Below are 21,451 nucleotides of genomic sequence, written 5' to 3' on the forward strand. Positions count from 1 at the left end.
CAAATAGTAGAAATTATTTATCTTTTTATTAATTATCGCTGAGCCATGGCTTGTCTCAGGGCATCTTCCTCTTCGCTGGTCATCTGATAAGTGGATTTTCCTGCAGTAATAGGCTTTACATAACTGCGGGAATCCTCACGACCAAAAATACTGGACATTACAACGCCGTTATTATCTGAGTCAAGCATAGCAACAGCATAGCTAAGATCACTGCCCATATCCTCAAAGGCGCGGAAGCGGACAACAGCCACCTTTGTAATGGCCTGCTGAAGAAGAGCTTTTATATCCTCAATATTACGCTTGATTTCCTGATTTTCCTCGGATACAGCCTTAGCGTCATCCACACAGCCAATTATAAGGCGTTCAAGATTGGCACCATCCACACCAGTCATCATTTTCTTGTAACGCTTCTTCATATAATTGATATTATATATTACATTTATCATCATCAGATACATGACAATCATCAACACGCCCAGTGCAGCCACCATATAGCTGAGATTATTAACGACGAACTTCATTATTTCGGTATTATCCATTTACTGTAAACTCCATTTCATATTAAACGTTAAACTTTCCTGTAGTGGAAAATTCTCTTAGCTTTTTCAGCTTTTCAGCATTATCATTTGCCCTTACCTTTTCTGTAAGCAAATCAATGATTCTCTCCAAATCATCCTGGGAAGTAAAATCAATTTCCAGCTTTTTCTTCTTGCCTGTACCCTTTATACGAACCGACGTGCCGAGAACCATTTTTAACTTATCCTCTGCATCCAAAATAAACAGCTGAGCAGGATCTGTATCCACACCCTTGGTATCCACCGGCTTTTCATCAAAGTAATCAGGATGCTTTAACAGCTGTTTTACCAATGCTTCAACCTTACGTACAGACAAATCATTGTCTATTATAAAGTTTGCAGCCTTTTCTTGCAAGTCGATATCCTCAATGGCCAAAAGTGGCTTTGCCTGTCCCATGGAAATTTTGCCTTCCACCAGCATAGCCTGAATCTTCTCAGACAGCTTCAAAAGGCGAAGGAAATTGGCAATATGTGAACGGCTGCGGCCCACCTTCTTGGAAAGCATATCCTGGGTTAGACCATAATCAGATAAAAGATGATGGTAAGCATGGGCCTCTTCAACAGGATTCAGGTTTTCACGCTGAATATTCTCAATGAGGGCAATTTCTGTCATCTGGGCATCGTTGAATTCCTTTATAATAGCAGGAATTGTTTGCTTTCCAGCAAGCTTTGAAGCCCGAAGTCTTCTTTCACCGGCTATAAGCTCATATCCCTTGGCAGTCTTTCTGACAATTACTGGCTGAAGAACTCCATATTCCTTTATAGAATCCTGAAGGGCATTTAAGGCTTCCTCATCAAATTCAGTACGTGGCTGATTTGGATTTACCTTAATTTTACTTACTTCTATCTCCTGTGGTGAAGCTGTTACCGCTGATACCTCAGATTTGCCGTCATTACTCTTTACAGCATGGAGCTGTTCCTTTTTGTTTTCCTGTGGCTTTGCAGGCTTATTTACTGTTGCGCCACCAAGACCTAAAGCACCAAGGCCACGGCCGAGGCCACCTTTTTTCTTAACCATTATCTATAACCTCCTGTGCAAGGTCCATATATGCCTGTGCTCCCTTGGAAGAAGGGTCATAGGCAAAAATTGGGCAACCATAGGAAGGTGCCTCACTAAGCCTTACGTTTCGTGGAATAGTAGTATTATATACTCTGTCACCAATATGATTGCGAACCTCTGCCTCAACCTGCTGTGAAAGGTTGGTACGGGAATCATACATGGTGAGGACAACGCCCTCAATGTAAAGATTTACATTAATTTTGGACTTAATCATTTCAATAGTATTGAGAAGCTGGGAAAGTCCCTCCAAAGCATAGAACTCGCACTGCAGTGGAATAAGAACAGAATCTGCCGCAGCTAAGGAATTAAGAGTCAAAAAGCCAAGGGATGGTGGACAATCAATAATTATATAATCATAGTTATCCTTCACCTTGCTAATTGCCTTTTGTAGTCTATACTCTCTGTCCTCCAGAGAAGCCAGCTCAATTTCTGCACCAGCCAGACCAATCTGGGATGGAGCAATATCTATCTTGTATTCAGTCGGTAATATAATATCGGAAATTTCCCATTCATCGATTATAATATCGTATATACTGAGCTCCAGCTCCTGCTTGTTGATGCCAAAGCCACTTGTTGCGTTTCCCTGAGGATCACAGTCCACCAGCAATACCTTTTTTCCCTTTTCTGCCAAAGCAGCACTTAGGCTGACGGAGGTTGTGGTCTTGCCTACGCCGCCTTTCTGATTTGCAACAGCAATTACCTTGCCCATTTAGTCACCGACCTTACTATACATAGTTGAATTTTTCGTACTTATACATTGTACCATTAATAGGAATTTTTTTCGATATGAAAAGTAATTGTTTTTTATTTTTCTTCATGGCAAAATAGAGTGAGATTATTTACAAAATGTTTCACGTGAAACAATTTGAATACGAGGTAATACTATGGCAATCTTCAACTCGCCTTTTTTTGAAATAGACAAATCAGAAACAAAAAGATATGCCGGTCTCAGACAATCAGAATTCGATGAGAAAATAATTGAAGAAGCCTGTGAACTGGCGCGGTTAATTATTCACCCCACTGGTAACTGGGAAATATACGATTATGATGATACGTCCCAAACCATCGCTTCCACTCCCCCATTTCATATTCAGGGGGAATCCATCAAGAAGCATCTCATGGGATGTGATAAGGTGGTGCTGTTATCCGCAACTGTGGGGCAGGAAATTGAGGACAAAATAACTTCTTTATTTAAGGAAGGAAAGTATGCCCTGTCACTAATTCTTGATGCAGCAGCTACATCAGCAGTGGAACAAAATGCTGATTTAATGGAGAAGGCTATCTTTGAGAAAGTATCCCGTCAGGGATATAAAATGAAATGGCGTTTTAGTCCCGGCTATGGAGACTGGCCAATAGAGCAGCAGCCTGAAATGATACGTACATCAAAGGCTGATATAATAGGAGTCCACCTCACTGAATCCATGATGCTGGAGCCAAGAAAATCCATAACTGCAATTATAGGGCTATATATAATAGAAGGAAACTGTACAAATGAAGCAGAAAAACACAATTGTGCAGCCTGTGATAAAACCAACTGTTTAGCTAGGAAATAGCTTGCGTGTGAAGCTGGAAACCTATATACTGTCTAGTATATACCTATTATGTAGCTAATATTGATAATTGTTATGTCATGAATGGAACACCCACATGACAGGAACCTAACTAATACATTTACACATAATATAAGGAATGATTTTATGATTCACATATTTGACGGTGCCATGGGCACAATTTTACAGCAAAAGGGACTTCTGGCTCCAGGCTATTGCCCCGAGCTTCTGAATGTAGATAGGCCGGAGGAAATTACTGCTGTTCATCAACAGTATATTGATGCCGGATCCACTATAATAGAAACAAATACCTTTGGTGCCTCACCATTAAAGCTGGCTCATTATGATCTCAGTGAACGGGCCAGAGAAATTAATATAGCTGCTGTTAAAGCTGCCAGAGCAGCAGCAGGCGATAAGGTAAAAATTGCCGGCAGTATGGGACCAACAGGAAAATTCATAAAGCCATTAGGTGATTTGGATTTCGAGGATGCCTATGAAAACTATAAGGTACAGGCCGCTGCCTTAGCAGAAGGTGGCGCCGATTATATTCTTATAGAAACCTCCATTGACCTGCAGGAAATGCGTGCAGCTTTACTGGCTGCCAAGGAAGTTACCAAACTTCCAGTTATTTGTCAGCTTTCCTATAGCGAAGATGGCAGAACTGTTACTGGTACTGACCCACAAACAGCGGCCATTACCTTAGATGCAATGGGGGCAGATATTATTGGTATAAATTGCTCTCTTGGTCCTGAGCAGCTTGTGCCCATTGTAAAGATCCTTTCAGAAAATACAGAAAAGCCTATTAGTGTACAACCAAATGCGGGACTTCCACAGCTGGTTAACGGAAAAACCACCTTCCCTATGGGACCTGAGGATTTTGGTAATTGGGCCCCTAAGCTGGTGCAGGCTGGTGCGACCTATATTGGTGGCTGCTGTGGTACATCCCCGGCTCATATAGCAGCCATAAAGGATGCCCTAAAGGATTTCCCGGAACCAACCTTTAAGCCTCTGCGCCGTCGCCTTATGTTATCCAGCCGCAGTAAAACTGTAGCTGTTGATAAGGAGCTGCCAACAGTATTAATTGGGGAGCGAATCAATCCCACTGGACGTAAAAAGCTGGCAGCTGAAATCAAGGATGGGTCCTTCCTTTCCGTAAAGAAGGAAGCAATGGACCAGGTGAAGGCTGGTGCCAAACTTCTTGATGTAAATATGGGAGTTGGCGGTATAGACCAGGCCAAAGCCATGAAGAAGGCCATAACGGAAATATCCCAGCTCACTGATGCACCATTGGTAATCGACACCAGTGACCCAGAGGTTTTAGAGGCTGGCTTACGGGCTTATCCCGGCAGAGCATTAATCAACTCTGTCAGCGCTGAAAAAGAAAGACTTCGCACCTTTATCCCATTGGCAATAAAATATGGTGCAGCTATACTCTGTCTGCCATTAACTGATGATGGTATTCCCAAAACTGCCGAGGAACGCCTCAAGGTTATGGATATTATTATTAGTGAAGCCAAAAAGGCAGGCTTAAAGGACGGAGATTTTCTTTTGGATGGTCTGGTAATGACTGTGGCTGCTGACCAATATGCCTGTGCCCATGTGCTTAATACCCTTAGACTGTACAGAGAAAAATACGGTTATCCTGCCACCATGGGATTAAGTAATATTTCCTTTGGTCTGCCTAACAGGCCCCTAATAAACAGCACCTTCTTTGCCATGTGTCTGGCTGCTGGCCTGGATGCGCCAATTATGAACCCTTATGATGAGCAGATGCAAAATGCTCTTATGGCCAGCATGGCGCTCTTAGGCAAGGACCCTAATGGCAAGGACTTCAGCACCAATGAAAAAAATCTCTCTGTTCCTAAAAAGGCTGCTGTAGCAAAGCAGGAGGATTTAGCTCCCCTGGAGGCTATAAAGCAGGCAGTTATTGAAGGAAATGCAGACGCCATGCCAGAGCTTCTTGAAAGAGCATTTGCCGACAATATCGATCCAAATAAGCTTACAGAAAAAGCCCTCACTGCTGCCATGAATGAAATAGGCGTTGACTTTGGGGCCGGACGAGTATTCCTGCCACAGGTTTTGCTTTCTGCAGAGGCAATGCGCAGTGCATTTAATATCATAAAGGAAAAATACCCTGCCAAGGAAGGTGAAGGCAAAGGTACAGTAGTCCTGGCCACTGTAAAGGGTGATGTCCATGATCTCGGTAAGAATATTGTTGGTGCTTTGTTGGAAAACAGTGGCTTCAACCTTATTGACTTAGGCAAGGATGTACCTGCAGAGGAAATTGTGGCTAGTGCCATAAAAAATGACGCTGATATAGTTGGTCTTTGCGCATTAATGACCACCACCATGACGGAAATTGATGAAGTAATTCGCCAGTTAAAGGAAAGTGGAAATACTTCAAAGGTTATTGTTGGTGGTGCTGCACTGACCCAGGATTATGCAGACGAAGCCGGGGCCGACTTCTATGCCCAGGACGCAGTCATCGCGTTAAACATCGCAAATGATATAATTTCTAAGTAAATTTTTAGCGGTGAAACTTTTTCGGCTTCATCCCTCCGTCCAAATCATCATGTACTAAGTGTTTAGTCTTCTTCGAAGGCGACACAGTCGCACATACATCGATGTGTATATGTATTTAGTACCCATGATGAGCCTACGGCATAAGGACTCCGATCTTGCAGGCGAAAAAATTCCCCCGCAAAATCATAAAGTAACGGGTGGCATTGGATAAGGACATGAAGCATGCTGAGCTCAAAATGACACATCAACTCGTAATCTATTTAAGCCAATATGAAGTGGCGGACGGCCGCGAAGCCCGTCCATACTAATTTAAGTATATAAATAAAATTGATGTGGCACTGCGAAGCAAATGAATGGCCTATCCCATGACAGGACCCGAATAAAATTATATGAAAATGTTTCACGTGAAACAATTTCATATACACAAATACCCTGCTCATATTGAGCAGGGTATTTTAATATAGTATATTGAATTAATAATTAATGATGGAACAGGCGAATATGAGTAAATGCCATGGTCATTCCATATTTATCTGCAGTTTCAATTACATTATCATCACGGATAGAACCACCGGCCTGGGCGATGAACTCTACACCACTCTTATGTGCACGCTCCACATTATCACCAAATGGGAAGAATGCATCAGAACCAAGGGCTACACCACTGATGGTCTTTAAATATGCTTTCTTTTCCTCTCTGGTAAGAGGCTCTGGCTTTTCAGTGAATACCCGCTTCCAGTCATCGGTTTCCAGCAGGTCTTCCCACTCCTCACCGATATATACATCAATAGCATTATCACGGTCTGGACGACGAACCTCATCCTTAAATGGCAGCGCCAAAACCTTTGGATGCTGACGAAGATGCCACACATCAGCCTTGTTACCAGCCAAACGGGTACAGTGCACACGGGACTGCTGACCGGCACCAATGCCAATGGCCTGTCCGTCCTTGGCATAACAAACAGAATTTGACTGGGTATACTTTAGAGTAATTAATGCAATAAGAAGATCACGCTTTGCTGCTTCAGTGAAGGATTTTGACTTGGTAGGAATTTCCTTCAGGCATTCCTCGGTAATTTTCACATCATTGCGCTTTTGCTCAAAGGTAATGCCGAATACTTCCTTCTGCTCCAGCTCAGCTGGCTTAAAGTTTGTATCCATCTGAAGTACCAGATATGTGCCCTTGCGCTTGGTTTTTAAAATCTCCAGGGCTTCAGCAGAATAGGATGGTGCAATGATGCCGTCAGAAACCTCTCTTGCCAGAAATGAAGCAGTCTGGGCATCGCATTCATCAGAAAGGGCCACGAAATCACCATAGGAAGACATACGATCAGCACCTCTTGCTCTTATATAAGCAGTGGCAATAGGTGAAAGCTCAATACCTTCTACGAAGTAAACCTTTTGAAGAATTTCCGGTAATGGAGTGGCAACGGCAGCTCCAGCAGGACTAACATGCTTAAAGGATGCGGCTGCTGGAAGACCGGTGGCCTGTTTCAGCTCCTGAACCAACTGCCAGCTGTTCATGGCATCCAGCAAATTAATATAGCCTGGCTTGCCGTTTAATACTGTAAAAGGAATGTCCCCATTCTTTACAAATACCCGGGCAGGTTTCTGATTAGGATTACAACCGTACTTCAATTCTAATTCTTGCATCTTTTTACTCCTTTATTTAATTTATCAACTGCGCTATAATAATTCCAAGGACGTTTCAACTACGTCATTATAACGCCATTGTTCAAATTTTTCTTCTTCAGAAGAAAAATCTTCCAATTAGCGTTTCAACGAGCTGGTAGATATGCTCGCCAGCTGTTGTAGTTTTTTTCCCTCCACCTAAAGAGGAAGGGAACATATTAAAGCTCGTTATTACAGCCACGAATTTACTGTAACATCAGTATGTTTTTTTGTCAATTCATTAGTGTGGGATTAACTAGTGATAAGTGATACTTAAAATATTTACAGGGGGTATAGAATATGTTAAAAAGCATTGGCGTTTTAACCAGCGGTGGCGACAGTCCTGGAATGAATGCAGCACTCCGTGCAGTTGTCCGTACTGCTCTCTTTGAAGGGGTAAAGGTTTGGGGTATTTACAATGGCTACCGTGGTCTTTTGGATGAAGAAATGGAAGAAATGACCTCCCGCAGCGTAAGTGATATTATTCAGCGTGGTGGAACAATTCTTGGTACAGCCCGCTGCAAGCGCTTTATGACTGAAGAGGGCCGTATGCAGGCCTATGAAAACATGAAAAAACGCGGTATTGAAGGTCTTGTCATTATCGGTGGTGACGGCAGTCTCCGTGGTGCTACCCAGCTCAGCCTGGAAACCGGAGTTCCTATTGTGGGACTTCCTGGAACTATTGATAACGATGTATGGGGCACCGATTATACCATTGGTTGCGATACAGCGGCCAATACCATTATTGATGCCATTAACAAGCTCCGTGATACTGCTTCCTCACATAACCGCATTGCGGTAGTTGAGGTAATGGGACGCCACTGTGGCTGGCTGGCCATGCTGGCCGGTATTGCCGGTGGTGCAGAGTTTATTCTTGTCCCTGAGGAAGAGTATAATCTTGATGACATCTGTAACGGTATAATAAAATCCTACGAACAGGGCAGAAGGTATTCCCTTATCGTCGTTGCTGAGGGTGTGGGCAGCTCCCTTGATATTGGCAAATACATTGAAGAAAAGACAAATATGGATGTGCGTGTATCCGTACTTGGTCACATTCAGCGTGGTGGTTCCCCTTCTGTGCGTGACCGCGTAAAGGCAAGTCAGCTTGGAGAAAAGGCAGCCCTGGCATTAATCGCTGGTCAGTCCGACGTGGTATTTGGCTTTAATCAGGGTAAGGTTGTAGCAATTGATCTTCACGATGCTATTACCAATAAAAAGCACATGAATGATGAGTTTATGCGTTTGGCAAAACAACTCAATTAATCATGTAATTACTGACGTATAAATTGGTTTTTAGTGACAATTATTCACAAGTTAATAACAGCTTACTATTAAATTAAAAATCCTGTAGACCCTTGTAATATCAAGGTTCTACAGGATTTTTTGTTTCCCTGTGGTAGACTTTTTAATAAGTTATCCACAATTTTATTCACATATTCACAAATATGTTCGATTTTTTTGTGGACAATTCAATATTTCTGTGAATAATTAAATCTTGCCCATCTTTATAACTTCCTTCAATACCCTTACACTGAAGAGACCGTCAATAATTTCATCAATAGTCTTCCATGTGTTATCCTCATTGGACTTACCATATTTATCAACAACTGCATGATATACGGTATCCTCCACGCTTTCAGGAATCAAAGGCTCCCAATGCTTGTGATCGTATTTCCTCTGCTTTATATTGTTCTGAGGTCTGCCCCCTTCAACCTCTATCTCACACAGAAATTGAATTTTCTTGTTCTGGGGATCCACCAGATAATGCTCCAGGAAATATCTGGAATCATCCGCCTCAGGACTATACATTTCATAGGTTGCGTATTCATAAGGCACCATCTTAACCCAGGCTTCAATAACGTATTTATCCATGGTATATGGTCTTCGTACCCATCCGGAATCCTTTTTGTCTAAATAATAAACATAGGACTCATCCTCGGCAAACCTTATAAATCTGCTTGGTGCCTTTTCAGCAGTATCCTCAGAAGAGCTGTCTGAGCTACCAGGTGGCTGTTGAACGCCATCGGCACTTACAATACTAAAGCTGCATAATATGGATAAAACAGTAAAAAGCAGTATGATACTTTTCTTCACCATAATCACATCCTGTCTGTGTAATCTATATAACATATCATATAACACTTCTATAAAAAATCCAATAATCCTTTAGAATCAAAGAGGATTTTTATCAGGAGTTCCCGCCTTTCGTGGATAAACCTTTGGAGTGTTTTTTTCCTTTTTTATATAAATCACAGCCCGCTTATCTTCAAGGTATGGCAGCTTAACCTCCACACATTCTGCCTTGCCACCACCCAATATGGACAGGGCCTTTTTGGCAGCTTCAGCCTCCTCTGCAAATTTCATTCCCTTTAGGGCAGCAAAGGTACCGTTTTTCTTTACAAAGGGCAGACAATATTCTGCCAATACAGGAAGTCTGGCCACAGCACGGGACACCACCAAATCAAAGCTCTCTCTCAGCTTTTTATTTCTGGCACCCTCCTCAGCTCTGGCATGAATGCACTCCACATTTTGAAGTCCCAATTCGTCCACCACAGTCTGGAGAAAATTAATTCTTTTATTTAGAGAATCCAGAAGGGTGAGCTTTATACCAGGCTTAAAAATTTTCAAAGGAATACCGGGAAATCCTGCTCCGGTACCCACATCTATTACGCTGATATCCCCCATAAACCTTCCATCGTCCCAGCAGGTCAGAGAATCTATCATGTGCTTTATGGCCACTTCCTTTGGCTCAGTAATGGCAGTAAGATTTATTTTTTCATTCCATTCAATAAGAAGCTGAAAATATTTATCAAACTGATCTATCTGAACTTCATTTAAGGAAATACCATATTTATCTGCTGCATCCTTCAAGTTCTCCTTAAAGCTCATTTTTTGTCTCCTCTATCCTTTTTTGCTGTTCCAGATATATCATCAGCACGGAAATATCAGCCGGGGATACACCGGAAATTCTGGCGGCCTGACCAATGGAAATAGGCCTTATATCAGCCAGCTTTTCTCTGGCCTCATCTCTAAGATTAGCCACAAGAGCATAATCGATGGATTCCGGAATCAGCTTCTCTTCCAGCTTCTTCATCTTCTCCACCTGTTCCAGCTGCTTCTTTATATAGCCCTCATAGGTGATGGAAATTTCCACCTGCTGCTTTGCTTCCTCATTAATCTCTGGCAAGCCGAATATTTCCTTCAATTTATCATAATTAATATCAGGACGCTTCAGCAAATCGTAAAGACTGATGGTATTGCGGATTTCCTCAATGCCATTATCTGCCAGAAGCTTCAAGGTCTCCTGATTTGGATTCAGCTTTCTTTCCTTTAATAAATCAACAGTTTCATTAATAACCGCCATCTTTTTGGTAAATCTCTCCCAGCGATCATCCTTTACAAGGCCAACCTTTCGACCCAATGGAGTCAGCCGCTGGTCCGCATTGTCCTGACGTAAAATCAGACGGTACTCTGCTCTGGAAGTCATAATTCTATATGGCTCACTGGTACCCTTGGTAACCAAATCATCAATAAGCACACCAATATAGGCATCAGAACGCTTTAAAATCAATGGCTCCTTGTTCTGCACCTTCAAAGCTGCATTTATGCCCGCAATAATACCCTGGGCTGCAGCCTCCTCATAGCCAGAGGTACCGTTAGCCTGTCCTGCGGAAAATAGCCCTGATATTTTCTTAAGCTCCAGGGTTGGCTTCAGCTGCAATGGATCAAGGCAGTCATACTCAATAGCATAGCCCGCACGCATGACCTTGGCATGCTCCAGACCAGGAATGGTGTGGAGAAAATCTATCTGTACATCCATTGGCAAAGAGGTTGACATTCCCTGTACATAAACCTCATTGGTATGCAGTCCCTCCGGCTCAAGAAACAGCTGATGTCTTTCCTTATCTGGAAATCTTATGAGCTTTGTTTCAATTGAAGGACAATATCTTGGGCCGATGCCCTTAATAATACCATTAGCCATTGGCGCCCTATCTATATTATCCATAATAATTTTATGGGTTTGGGCATTAGTATAAGTAAGCCAGCATGGAGTCTGCTCCCTTGTGGTAATATCACTCATAAAGGAGAAATTACGGGCCTCATCATTACCCGGCTGAATCTCCATCTTATCATAATCAAGAGTTCTGGCATCTACTCTGGCAGGAGTACCAGTCTTAAAACGCATCAGCTTAATGCCTGCATCCAATAGAGACTGGGACAGCTTTTCCGCTGAGCGCTGACCGCTAGGCCCACCGGAATATGTATGAAGACCGATAATAATCTGGCCCTTTAAATATGTTCCCGTTGCCAAAATAGCCGCATCACAAAGATACTGCTCCATATTTTCGGTGATAATACCCTTTATCTCATTATCCTCAATAATGAGCTTATCAATCATCAGCTGCTTAACATCAAGGTTTTCAGTATTTTCGCATACTTCCTTCATGCGGAACTGATAATGCTTTTTATCAGCCTGGGCACGTATGGCATGAACAGCAGGACCCTTTCCGGTATTCAGCATCCTAAACTGAATACATGTCTCATCTGCATTAATACCCATCTGGCCACCAAGAGCATCCAGCTCCCTTACCAAATGTCCCTTGGCAGGTCCCCCAACAGAAGGATTGCATGGCATAAGGGCAATATTATCCATACTGAGAGTAGCCAACAATGTGCTACAGCCCATACGGGCAGAAGCCAAAGCAGCCTCCACTCCCGCATGACCGGCACCAATTACAATTACATCATATTTTCCAGCTATAAACAGCTTGTCAGTTGCGTTTTCCATTTATAAAATACCTCATCCGGCTGCCAATGGCAGCTACCGTCGGAGCTCTGCTCCTAGTACCTTTAGGTGCTTCCCCAGAGGGGAAGGCTATTTATTTTCCAATACAGAAATTACTGAATATCTGATCTACAATATCGTCCTCAATGGTTTCTCCGGTTATTTCTCCCAGCTTTTCCCAGGCACTGCGAAGATCAATGACGATAAAGTCCTCACTCATACCCATATCAATTGTATTTATTGTTTCATCCAAAAGATTAGCTGTCTGACGGAGAATTTCCCCCTGACGGGCATCACAAAGAGCCTGACTCTCCACAATATTAGTATGTCCGCCATAAACTATATCCTTAAGAAGGTTCTCAAGGGTATCCTTTCCTTCACCGCTCTTGGCGGACATAGGAACAATGCCACGAATCCTTGCATTGTGGCAATTCTTTATTTTTTCACTAATAATATCGTTATTTGTATCAGCTGACAAGTCCATTTTATTCATTATAACAATGACATTTCCCGGACAATTATCCATGAGCTGAATTATCTCCTCATCCTCTGAATTCAGCTCCTCATTGCTATCAAAAACTGCCAGCACAAGCTCTGCGTCATTGGCGTATGAATAAGCCTTTTCCACACCAATTTTTTCTACGATATCATCGGTATTGCGAATCCCTGCAGTATCAATCAGACGTAAAGGAATACCACCAATATTTACATATTCCTCAATGCTGTCACGGGTAGTACCGGGAACATCAGTAACAATGGCCCGCTCCTGTCCCAAAAGAAGATTCATAATGCTTGATTTTCCCGCATTAGGTTTACCAATAATAGCGGTTTTAAGTCCATCCCTAAGAATAATCCCCGTATTGGCTGATTCCAGAATTTTTCTAATTTTATCCTGCAGCAGCTTAACCTTTTCACGGGTATCCTCAAAGTCCATTCCCTCAATATCATCCTCTGGAAAATCAATGGAGGCCTCAAGATGGGCAATGATGCTCAAAATATCATTACGAAAGGCCTTTATTTTATCGGAAAAGCCACCTGAAAGATGACTCATGGCCATTTGTAGTGAAGCCTTAGTCTTGGCATTTATTACATCCATTACGGCCTGGGCCTGACTTAAGTCAAGTCTGCCATTTAAAAAGGCCCGCTTGGTAAATTCTCCCGGCTCAGCAGCTCTTGCCCCCATGCGATATGTAAGGGATAATATTTCCCGCATAACAATGCTGCCACCGTGACACTGAATTTCCACCACGTCCTCGCAGGTATATGAATTTGGAGCATTCATCACAATACAAATAGCCTCATCAATGATCTTGCCCTGTTCATCCTGGACCTTACCATAAATAGCCGTTCTGTAGCCATATTCCTCAATGGACTTTGCAGCAAAGGGTCTGAAAATCTTATTGGCAATGGAAATGGCTTTTTCGCCGCTGATTCTAATAATACCAATACCGCCTTCTCCGGGAGCTGTGGCAATGGCACTGATGGTTTCATCCATCAATTTTTTCTCCTGCATAAATCCTCCAAATTCATATTTAACAAAATATAGAAAAGGCTGTCCCCAAAGGTGAGACAGCCTCTATAAATCATATTTCCTGGAGAGAATTAATCTTCTCTGTCCTTGCGCTCATGATAATCGCGACGGCCACCACGCTTCAGTTCAATTACAACCTTACGATAAGGCTCATCACCAGAGCTATAGGTAGATACGCGATAATTATCCTGCAATGCCATGTGAATAATCTTTCTTTCATGACGATTCATTGGCTCCAGAACAATGCGTTCTCCAGTTCTTCTTACCTTGTCAGCCAATCTCATAGCCAGACGGCGCAGGGTATCCTCACGACGGCTTCTGTAGTTCTCAATATCGATAATAACGCGAACCTTATTATCAGTGAGACCGCGGTTAGCAGCCAGATTTGAAAGGTACTGCAAAGAATCAAGAGTCTGACCATGCTTACCAATCAAAATGCCCAAATTATCGCCAATAAGATTGAAAATAGTACCATCCTCAGACTCGCTCTTTTCAATCTCTATATCCAGCTTCATAGCCTTAAAGATATCACTAAGGAATTTTTCTGCCTTTTCAATAGGTGAGAGTTCACGAACTACGGCCTTAACCCTTGCTGGCTTGCCACCAAGCAACCCCAGGAACCCCTTAGTTGGCTCCACAACCTCTACAAATTCAACTAAAGCAGGGTCAACACCAAGCTCACTCAAGGCAGCCTGCTTTGCTTCATCAACTGTTTTACCAGTCTTCTCAACTTCTAAAGACATTAAATCAAGCAGCCTCCTTCTGGTCTTCTTTTCTGAACATATACCACTGCTGAGCCATCTGACATATATTCATTACTACCCAATACAGTACCAGACCTGCTGGGAAATTAATGGAGATGTAACCAATAAATATTGGCATGATGTACATCATCATCTTCATCTGCTGATTTTCCTGACCATTCATTGCCATGGACTGACGCTGAGCCAGATAAGTAGTCAACGCAGAGAGAAGAGGCAATATATAGGTTGGGTCGGAATCAGACAGGCTGGACAACCATAAGAAGGTTGGATCACCGGAATACTCCAATCCGTACAGAGAATAATAAACACCCATGAGAATTGGCATCTGTACCAGAAGTGGCAGACAGCCTGCCAAAGGATTTACCCCAGACTCCTGATAAAGCTCACCCATCTTCTGCTGCATGAGCTGTGGGTTATTCTTATAATCCTTCTGGATTTTCTTTAATTTTGGCTGAATCTCCTGCATTGCCTTCATGGACTTAATCTGCTTTGCATTTAAAGGATAAAGACAAAGCTTTACGCAGATAGTCATGAGAATGATGGCAACACCATAGTTTGGAAAGCCGGCCGCAACAGTAATGTTGTAAAAACCGTCCATAATAAGGCGGAAAAGATTTACAACAGGCTCAAATGCCGATGCTAAAAAATCCAATTTAACACATCCTAATTTCTACAGTATAAAAACTGTCAAAAAAATAAAATCCTATTTTACGGAACCGGATCATATCCACCTTTATGAAATGGATGACAACGAAGAATTCTCTTTATTGCCAGATATCCACCCTTCACGGGTCCGTATTTTTCAATAGCAATCATCGCATATTCCGAACAGGTGGGAACATAGCGACAGGAAGGCGGCTTAAGTGGTGAAATATAAGAGCAATAAAACTCGATCATGAATAACATGAATTTCTTCACCAATTATTCTCATCTCCCAAAAATTTCGGCCTTTCTGCCCAAGTTGAGAAAAGCCTTTTCGATAACATTGTATTTAACTTCCACAGCTGGTTTCCTGCCAACCAAGAGGATACAAATATCCCTCTTTATATCCTGCTGGTGCAACCGGTAACACTCACGCATAAGACGCTTGACTCTATTACGCGCTACTGCATTGCCCAGTTTTTTTCCGGCAGCAAAGCCAACCTTGTCCTCCAGCCCGCTTGCTGTGAAGACATACAATACTAAGTACCTGTTTGCATAGGATTTCCCAAAACGGTGGACCTTTTGAAAATCGTTCCTACGACGCAGGATCCGACTTTTAGGTAACTTGTACATGGCAAAATCCTCATTTCAGCAAATAGAACATAGAACCAGATACATAACTCATAAAAATAACGAGTATAACTGGTTCTATAGAGAAAAATAGGCCACCGAAGTGACCATATTATTAAGCTGAAATCTTCTTTCTGCCTCTAGCACGTCTTCTAGCTAAAACCTGACGGCCACCCTTAGTCTTCATACGCTCACGGAAACCATGAGTCTTCTTCTTCCAATGATTGTTAGGCTGATAAGTCTGCTTCAATGTTGGCACCTCCTTATATTATTACGAGCAAAATACTCGGTCAAACCGCAATTACACATAGTCCTTGGATTTTAACTAACAAGATTATAGACCACGCATTATTGTAGTGTCAAGAAAAAATACTAGGCAGGCTGGGTATAAGTCAATATTTTTGTGGATAAATCCTTCTTTTGAATTACATATACACCATTTTTTGTTGATAACTCCAAGATATTCTGCTATTATTATGAAGGTATTTCACATATACTTATCAACAGAGTCCGAGCTATACTTTTCGGATATATTATATAGAAGAAAATCATAAAAATATAATACACAAAATACCCAAACACTTGATTTATCCACATACTTATTAACAAATGTGGATAAATTTATTTATCTGTTGATTATTTTTCGAGGAGAATTTTAGAGATGAATCAAGACCAGCTTAATGAAATTTGGGACAGAATAATCACTGAGCTTCAGAATACATTGGCACCACAGGTAATTGAAAACTGGTTATCAATGCTGAGCCCTATGGATTATGACAATAATGTGATTGTTTTAAGTGCTCCAAATGATATTGTAAAAAAATTCATTGACGAGCGTTACATGACTATTATTGTGGACGCCTGCAAAAACACCCTTAACAAATCTGATGTTTCTTTTGAAATAAAGGTTGTTGAAAAGGCAGCTCCTGAACCTGAAGAACCAGTGGAAAATCTTTTCAATGACAATGATGGCAAGGCTTCCTTTGTGGCAGCCTATGATACCCCTGGTCAGATTGCACCTGGCGATGCTTCATCACTGAATCCACGTTATATTTTCGATACCTTTGTAGCCGGCAGCTTCAACCGTATAGCCTATGCCGCTGCCCAGGCTGTTGCCAAGAATCCTGGTAAAAACTACAATCCGCTGTTCATGTACGGCGGTGTGGGACTTGGCAAAACCCATCTCATGCATGCCATTGGCCATGAGGTATTAAAAAACAATCCTGAAAAGAGAGTTCTCTATATCACTTCTGAGAAGTTCACCAACGAGCTTATTAACTCCATTCGTGATAACACCACTGAGGCTTTCAGACAGAAATACAGAAATATTGACCTATTGATGGTTGACGATATTCAGTTCCTTTCCAAAAAGGAGAGAACCCAGGAGGAATTTTTCCATACCTTTAATGCTCTCCATCAGGCCAACAAGCAGATTGTACTGTCCTCAGATAGACCTCCACATGAAATCAAAACTCTGGAGGAGCGTCTTAGTTCCCGCTTTGCCGGCGGTATGCTGACAGATATTCAGCCTCCTGATTTGGAAACAAGAATTGCCATTCTGAAAAAGAAAACTGAAGCAGAGCATATTGATGTGCCAAACGAAGCCCTGGTTTACATAGCCAGCCGCATTGATAACAACATCCGTGAGCTGGAGGGCGCTCTCACAAGAGTGGTTGCCTACTCCGAGCTTATTGGTGAAAAGATCACAACTGATTTGGTGGCAGATACATTAAAGGATGTATACCCTGAAAATCACAATAAGGAAATCACCATGGATGTTATTCAGGAGGTTGTGGCCAACCACTTTAATCTTAAGGTGGAAGACCTTAACAGCAGTAAGCGCACCAAGGCACTGGCTTATCCAAGACAGATTGCCATGTATCTCTGTCGCGAGCTGACCAATTCTTCACTGCCACAAATTGGTGAATTCTTTGGTGGCAGAGACCATACTACGGTTCTTCATGCCCACACCAAGATTAGCGAGGAAAAGGGCGAAAACATAAAACTTGATAATACTCTACAGGAACTTACCAAGCGCATTGAAAGACTTTAAGCAATTATTCCACATTTTCTGTGAATAACTATGTATATTCCCTGTAGAAGAAATGTAGATAAAATTAAGGGAAGGATTATTCTGTGATTACTGTGGATATCCTTCCCTGTTTTATCAACTTTTTATAAACATGTGGACTTTCTTTTTTTTCAAAGACTCCATCCACTTATCCACTTTTCCACAGGCCCTACTATTACGACTACTATTTTTTATATATATAATCATCATAAATACATAAGGGGTGCATAACATGAAATTTATATGCCAAAAAAACGATTTACTCCAGGCAATTCAAACTGTATCAAAGGCAGTTTCCTCAAAGCCTCAAAATCCAATCCTTTCAGGAATCTATATAAAAGCAGAAAATAATACCTTGGAGCTTCAGGCCACAGATTATGAAATCGGCATTATCTGTAAAATAGAGGCTGAGGTATCAGAACCGGGCAATATTGTATTATCTGGCAGATATATTCAGGATGTTATAAGAAAGCTCCCTGGTGTTACTGTGGAATTTGAATATGATCGTCAGGAGAAAATCTCCCATATTCGCTCCAATCGTTCCCATTTCACATTGCTCAGCATGTCTGCTGACGATTTTCCTATTATTAAGAAATTAGAGGCAAATAAGAGCTTTACTATAATGGATAATGTGCTTCAGGAGCTTATTGGCAGAACCACCTTTGCCTGCTCCAATGAAGAAGCAAGACCTGTATTTACAGGCTGTTTACTGGAACTTAACGATGCTTCTGTAGTCATGGTTTCCACTGATACAAAGAGATTGGCTATTCAGTCAAAGGTTCTGGAGGACTTTGAGGGCCAGAGCAAGATGATTATTCCTTCAAAGATTTTGAATGAAATTCATAAGCTGCTGTCCTCTGATATGCCACGTCCTGTAAATATCAATTACAATTCCAACCAGATTAGCTTTGAATTTGATAATACATATATTTCTTCACGTCTTATTGATGGACAGTTCCCTGATTATCATAGGGTAATGCCAAGTGATTTTGGTACCAGAATAAAGCTGAATACCGAGGAGTTCCGTTCCGTTGTGGACAGAACTGCTCTTATTTCCCGTACCAATGATTACAACGTAGCCACCATGGAATTTGCCAATGGTATGGTTCGTATTACCTCTGATAACCCGGAAATCGGTAATGCCGATGAGTCCCTTACTGCTGAAATTGATGGTGATGATATTGTTATTTCCTTCAATGCTGACTTTGTTTCAGATGTATTGAAGATTATCAACACCAAGGAATTCTATATGTCACTTAATAATTCACTGAGCCCTGCAGCTATTCGTATGCTGGATGATGAATCCTTTACTTATATCATCACACCAGTTCGTACTCCGGGCCAGTAATCAAAGAGGTAAGCTATGTCTAATATTGAAAAAATAGAAGTAAATACTGAAACTATACAGCTGGACCAGTTTTTAAAATGGGCCGGTGTTTTGGAATCCGGTGGCCAGGTGAAGCTCATGATCGAGGATGAGATGATTCTGGTAAATGGGATAGTGGAAACAGCCCGCCGCAAAAAGCTCCATGACGGTGATGTGGTAGAAATCAAGGAAATGGGCTCATGGCAGGTTGTTTTCAAGGGAGAATAACAGGTCATGAAGCTGAAGCACCTGAAGCTTGTGGGATACAGGAATTACGAGGACCTGTCCCTGGATTTATCTGATGGAACGAATATATTTATCGGCAGAAATGCTCAAGGAAAGACCAATATCCTTGAGTCTGTTTGCTATGCCTCCATGGGAAGCTCCTTTAGGACCAGTACGGATAATGATCTTATTATGTGGAATCATCCTGGAAGCTCTGTGTCCATTGATTTTCAGCGTATGGGTGTGGACAATAAGCTGGAATTTATTTTTCAGCGGGAAAAACGACGTCAGATTATTCATAACGGCAGTAAAATAAAGGCCAAGGAGCTTATTGGTATAATTAATGTGGTGCTGTTTTCTCCTGAGGATCTTACCCTTATAAAGGGGGCTCCTTCTGAGCGCAGAAGATTTCTTGATATGGAAATATCTCAGGCCAGTCCTGCCTATTATGGTGAGTTAATAAAATATAACAGATTATTGCAGCAGCGGAATACCCTTCTAAAGAGCATCAGGGAGGGAAAGGCCCAGGCTTCAATGCTGGAAATGTGGGACAGTCAGCTGGTGGACAGTGGCATAAAAATCATTGGCAAGCGTCTGGAAACGGTAAAAAAACTAAATATGCTGGCAAATCTTATGCAGAGGCGAATTTCCACCAACGAGGAAAATCTGTCTCTTTCTTACTGTATCAAGGGATACACAGGACTTGTGGATAAGATAGATGAAAACATGATTTTATGGTATAATGAGACGTTGCGTGAAGTAACACGTGAGGATATATATCGTGGTTCCACCAGTATAGGTCCTCACCGTGATGATATTCAGATTTATGTAAATGGCATAGATTTGAAGGCCTTCGGTTCCCAAGGTCAGCAGCGTACAGGAGTATTGTCCATGAAGCTGTCAGAGCTGGAATTTATCCGTTCTGAAAAGGGCGAATATCCAATTTTGCTTTTGGATGACGTTATGAGTGAGCTGGATATGAACCGGCGGCAGCAGCTTTTGGAATTCATCAAAAAGGAACATATACAGACAATTATTACCGCCACTGACAAGGCTTATTTCCCGGAGGATGCTAATTGCGTATTTTATAAGGTGTCCGGGGGAACCGTTGAGGTAAGTGACAGGATGTGATACCATGTCAGCTCCCAGAAAAGGCAAGCTGGAGAAAATGAATATTATACTTCCCCAGATTGTGAAGTCTATGGGAATTGGCAAGGAATTTTCTTCCCACATGGTGATGTTTTACTGGCCGAAAATTGTGGGAAAGCATATTTCTGATAATGTATCACCTGTGAAGCTGGAATTTAAGAAGCTGTTTCTTTATACTTCTCATCCTATTTGGGCTACCCAGCTTTCATACATGAAGGATGAAATAAAAAATAAAATAAACAGCTTTATGGGTGAATATCTGGTGGAAGATCTGGTATTTACCAACATAAAGCCAGAAAAAATTGATTTTGATGATAACGGCAATGAAGTTGATATGGGCCGGGAAATTCAGAGGATGGATATTTCTGATGAAAATGTCAGTGAAATATCCCGTGACCTTGAGGGAGTAAAGGATGATGACCTTAGAAAAATTCTTCTGAAGGTCCAGATTAACGATGAAAAATTTAAAAAATACCGCAAAAATACCAATTGGCATCCCTGCAGCAAATGCAATACCCTGTGTCCGCCAGAGGATCAGCTTTGTGACAGCTGTAAGCGGAATGCCAATATAGATAGGCTGAAAAGCATAAGAAGATACCTTATGGATGTACCCTGGGCAAGATTTTGCGATATTGTAAAAACTATTCCCTGCACTGCAGAGGAAGTAAATGAGCAGCGTATTATACTGATGCAGATACTGGCATCAAAGATAAGCTCAACAAATACTGATTGCATGGAGGCCACCATACTTACCATGCTTTATAAATCTGTTTCTCCGGATAAGCTGACTCCGGAGCTGAGACAGAAAACTATAGAAAAATTCAAATATGATTTTATGGACAGCTTTGCCATGAAAACGGGCAAAAAATACCATAAGAACATAAAGCATAAGAATGTTTGATTTGGAG

Annotated in this window: 21 protein-coding genes; 8 read left to right on the forward strand and 13 right to left on the reverse strand. The window is 41.8% G+C overall.

Features of this window, described 5'->3' with window-relative positions; genetic code table 11:
- Window positions 1-32: 32 nt before the first annotated feature.
- The 3 genes from T355_RS0104530 to T355_RS0104540 are packed head-to-tail and all read right to left on the reverse strand — an operon-like array spanning window position 33 to window position 2,344.
- Complete coding sequence (locus tag T355_RS0104530; RefSeq protein WP_027396714.1) at window positions 33-539, reverse strand: DUF4446 family protein; 507 nt, start codon at window positions 537-539, stop codon at window positions 33-35.
- Between the two features lie 22 nt (window positions 540-561).
- Window positions 562-1,593 (reverse strand): ParB/RepB/Spo0J family partition protein, encoded by a 1,032-nt coding sequence (locus tag T355_RS0104535; RefSeq protein WP_037329853.1) that lies wholly within the window; start codon window positions 1,591-1,593, stop codon window positions 562-564.
- The gene (locus T355_RS0104540; RefSeq protein WP_027396716.1) at window positions 1,586-2,344 is read right to left on the reverse strand and encodes a ParA family protein; all 759 of its coding nucleotides are present in this window, start codon (window positions 2,342-2,344) and stop codon (window positions 1,586-1,588) included. The genes T355_RS0104535 and T355_RS0104540 overlap by 8 nt, the downstream gene beginning before the upstream one ends.
- Window positions 2,345-2,519: 175 nt before the next feature.
- Between T355_RS0104540 and T355_RS0104545 the strand changes: the two genes are divergently transcribed.
- Both T355_RS0104545 and T355_RS0104550 read left to right on the forward strand, forming a co-directional pair.
- Complete coding sequence (locus T355_RS0104545) at window positions 2,520-3,188, forward strand: methionine synthase (RefSeq protein WP_027396717.1); 669 nt, start codon at window positions 2,520-2,522, stop codon at window positions 3,186-3,188.
- A 144-nt stretch (window positions 3,189-3,332) separates the two neighbouring features.
- Window positions 3,333-5,708, forward strand: a complete 2,376-nt coding sequence (locus tag T355_RS0104550) for a homocysteine S-methyltransferase family protein (RefSeq protein WP_027396718.1) — start codon at window positions 3,333-3,335, stop codon at window positions 5,706-5,708.
- Window positions 5,709-6,188: 480 nt separating this feature from the next.
- On the opposite strand, the gene T355_RS0104555 is transcribed toward T355_RS0104550, so the two are convergent.
- Window positions 6,189-7,361, reverse strand: coding sequence for a phosphoribosylaminoimidazolecarboxamide formyltransferase (locus T355_RS0104555; protein ID WP_027396719.1), 1,173 nt, complete (start codon window positions 7,359-7,361; stop codon window positions 6,189-6,191).
- Window positions 7,362-7,679: 318 nt separating this feature from the next.
- Between T355_RS0104555 and pfkA the strand changes: the two genes are divergently transcribed.
- Window positions 7,680-8,642, forward strand: coding sequence for a 6-phosphofructokinase (gene pfkA, locus T355_RS0104560; protein WP_027396720.1), 963 nt, complete (start codon window positions 7,680-7,682; stop codon window positions 8,640-8,642).
- Between the two features lie 225 nt (window positions 8,643-8,867).
- On the opposite strand, the gene T355_RS14670 is transcribed toward pfkA, so the two are convergent.
- The 9 genes from T355_RS14670 to rpmH all read right to left on the reverse strand — a co-directional run bounded on the left by T355_RS14670 (window position 8,868) and on the right by rpmH (window position 15,982).
- Complete coding sequence (locus tag T355_RS14670; protein ID WP_051555373.1) at window positions 8,868-9,476, reverse strand: hypothetical protein; 609 nt, start codon at window positions 9,474-9,476, stop codon at window positions 8,868-8,870.
- Between the two features lie 75 nt (window positions 9,477-9,551).
- Window positions 9,552-10,268 (reverse strand): 16S rRNA (guanine(527)-N(7))-methyltransferase RsmG, encoded by a 717-nt coding sequence (gene rsmG / locus T355_RS0104570; RefSeq protein ID WP_027396721.1) that lies wholly within the window; start codon window positions 10,266-10,268, stop codon window positions 9,552-9,554.
- On the reverse strand, window positions 10,258-12,147 hold the full coding sequence (gene mnmG, locus T355_RS0104575) for a tRNA uridine-5-carboxymethylaminomethyl(34) synthesis enzyme MnmG (RefSeq protein ID WP_027396722.1): 1,890 nt from the start codon (window positions 12,145-12,147) through the stop codon (window positions 10,258-10,260). Before mnmG ends, rsmG begins: the two co-directional genes overlap by 11 nt.
- Window positions 12,148-12,259: 112 nt before the next feature.
- Window positions 12,260-13,678: a tRNA uridine-5-carboxymethylaminomethyl(34) synthesis GTPase MnmE gene (gene mnmE, locus T355_RS0104580; protein ID WP_027396723.1), complete on the reverse strand. Its 1,419-nt coding sequence runs from the start codon at window positions 13,676-13,678 to the stop codon at window positions 12,260-12,262.
- 89 nt (window positions 13,679-13,767) lie between these two features.
- A complete protein-coding gene (jag, locus tag T355_RS0104585; RefSeq protein WP_027396724.1) occupies window positions 13,768-14,439 on the reverse strand; it encodes an RNA-binding cell elongation regulator Jag/EloR in 672 nt (223 codons plus the stop codon).
- 4 nt (window positions 14,440-14,443) lie between these two features.
- Window positions 14,444-15,112 carry a YidC/Oxa1 family membrane protein insertase gene (locus T355_RS0104590; RefSeq protein WP_027396725.1) on the reverse strand — a complete coding sequence of 223 codons (669 nt, stop codon included), beginning with the start codon at window positions 15,110-15,112 and terminating at the stop codon, window positions 14,444-14,446.
- Between the two features lie 56 nt (window positions 15,113-15,168).
- On the reverse strand, window positions 15,169-15,366 hold the full coding sequence (yidD, locus tag T355_RS14945) for a membrane protein insertion efficiency factor YidD (protein ID WP_419670094.1): 198 nt from the start codon (window positions 15,364-15,366) through the stop codon (window positions 15,169-15,171).
- Between the two features lie 21 nt (window positions 15,367-15,387).
- A complete protein-coding gene (gene rnpA, locus T355_RS0104595) occupies window positions 15,388-15,735 on the reverse strand; it encodes a ribonuclease P protein component (RefSeq protein ID WP_027396726.1) in 348 nt (115 codons plus the stop codon).
- A gap of 112 nt (window positions 15,736-15,847) precedes the next feature.
- Entirely contained in the window at window positions 15,848-15,982 is a 135-nt protein-coding gene (gene rpmH / locus T355_RS0104600; RefSeq protein ID WP_027396727.1) for a 50S ribosomal protein L34, read from the reverse strand.
- Between the two features lie 411 nt (window positions 15,983-16,393).
- On the opposite strand from rpmH, the gene dnaA reads away from it, so the two are divergent.
- From dnaA to T355_RS0104625, 5 genes are all read left to right on the forward strand, one after another.
- Window positions 16,394-17,785 (forward strand): chromosomal replication initiator protein DnaA, encoded by a 1,392-nt coding sequence (dnaA, locus tag T355_RS0104605; protein WP_027396728.1) that lies wholly within the window; start codon window positions 16,394-16,396, stop codon window positions 17,783-17,785.
- Between the two features lie 250 nt (window positions 17,786-18,035).
- Complete coding sequence (gene dnaN, locus T355_RS0104610) at window positions 18,036-19,151, forward strand: DNA polymerase III subunit beta (protein ID WP_027396729.1); 1,116 nt, start codon at window positions 18,036-18,038, stop codon at window positions 19,149-19,151.
- A 24-nt stretch (window positions 19,152-19,175) separates the two neighbouring features.
- A complete protein-coding gene (locus T355_RS0104615) occupies window positions 19,176-19,397 on the forward strand; it encodes an RNA-binding S4 domain-containing protein (protein WP_027396730.1) in 222 nt (73 codons plus the stop codon).
- A 6-nt stretch (window positions 19,398-19,403) separates the two neighbouring features.
- Complete coding sequence (recF, locus tag T355_RS0104620) at window positions 19,404-20,525, forward strand: DNA replication/repair protein RecF (RefSeq protein ID WP_027396731.1); 1,122 nt, start codon at window positions 19,404-19,406, stop codon at window positions 20,523-20,525.
- Window positions 20,526-20,529: 4 nt separating this feature from the next.
- Window positions 20,530-21,444, forward strand: coding sequence for a DUF721 domain-containing protein (locus T355_RS0104625; protein ID WP_027396732.1), 915 nt, complete (start codon window positions 20,530-20,532; stop codon window positions 21,442-21,444).
- The last annotated feature ends 7 nt before the right edge of the window (window positions 21,445-21,451 follow it).

It is taken from the genome of Anaerovibrio lipolyticus LB2005, from assembly GCF_000621545.1.
Lineage (GTDB): Bacteria > Bacillota > Negativicutes > Selenomonadales > Selenomonadaceae > Anaerovibrio > Anaerovibrio lipolyticus_A.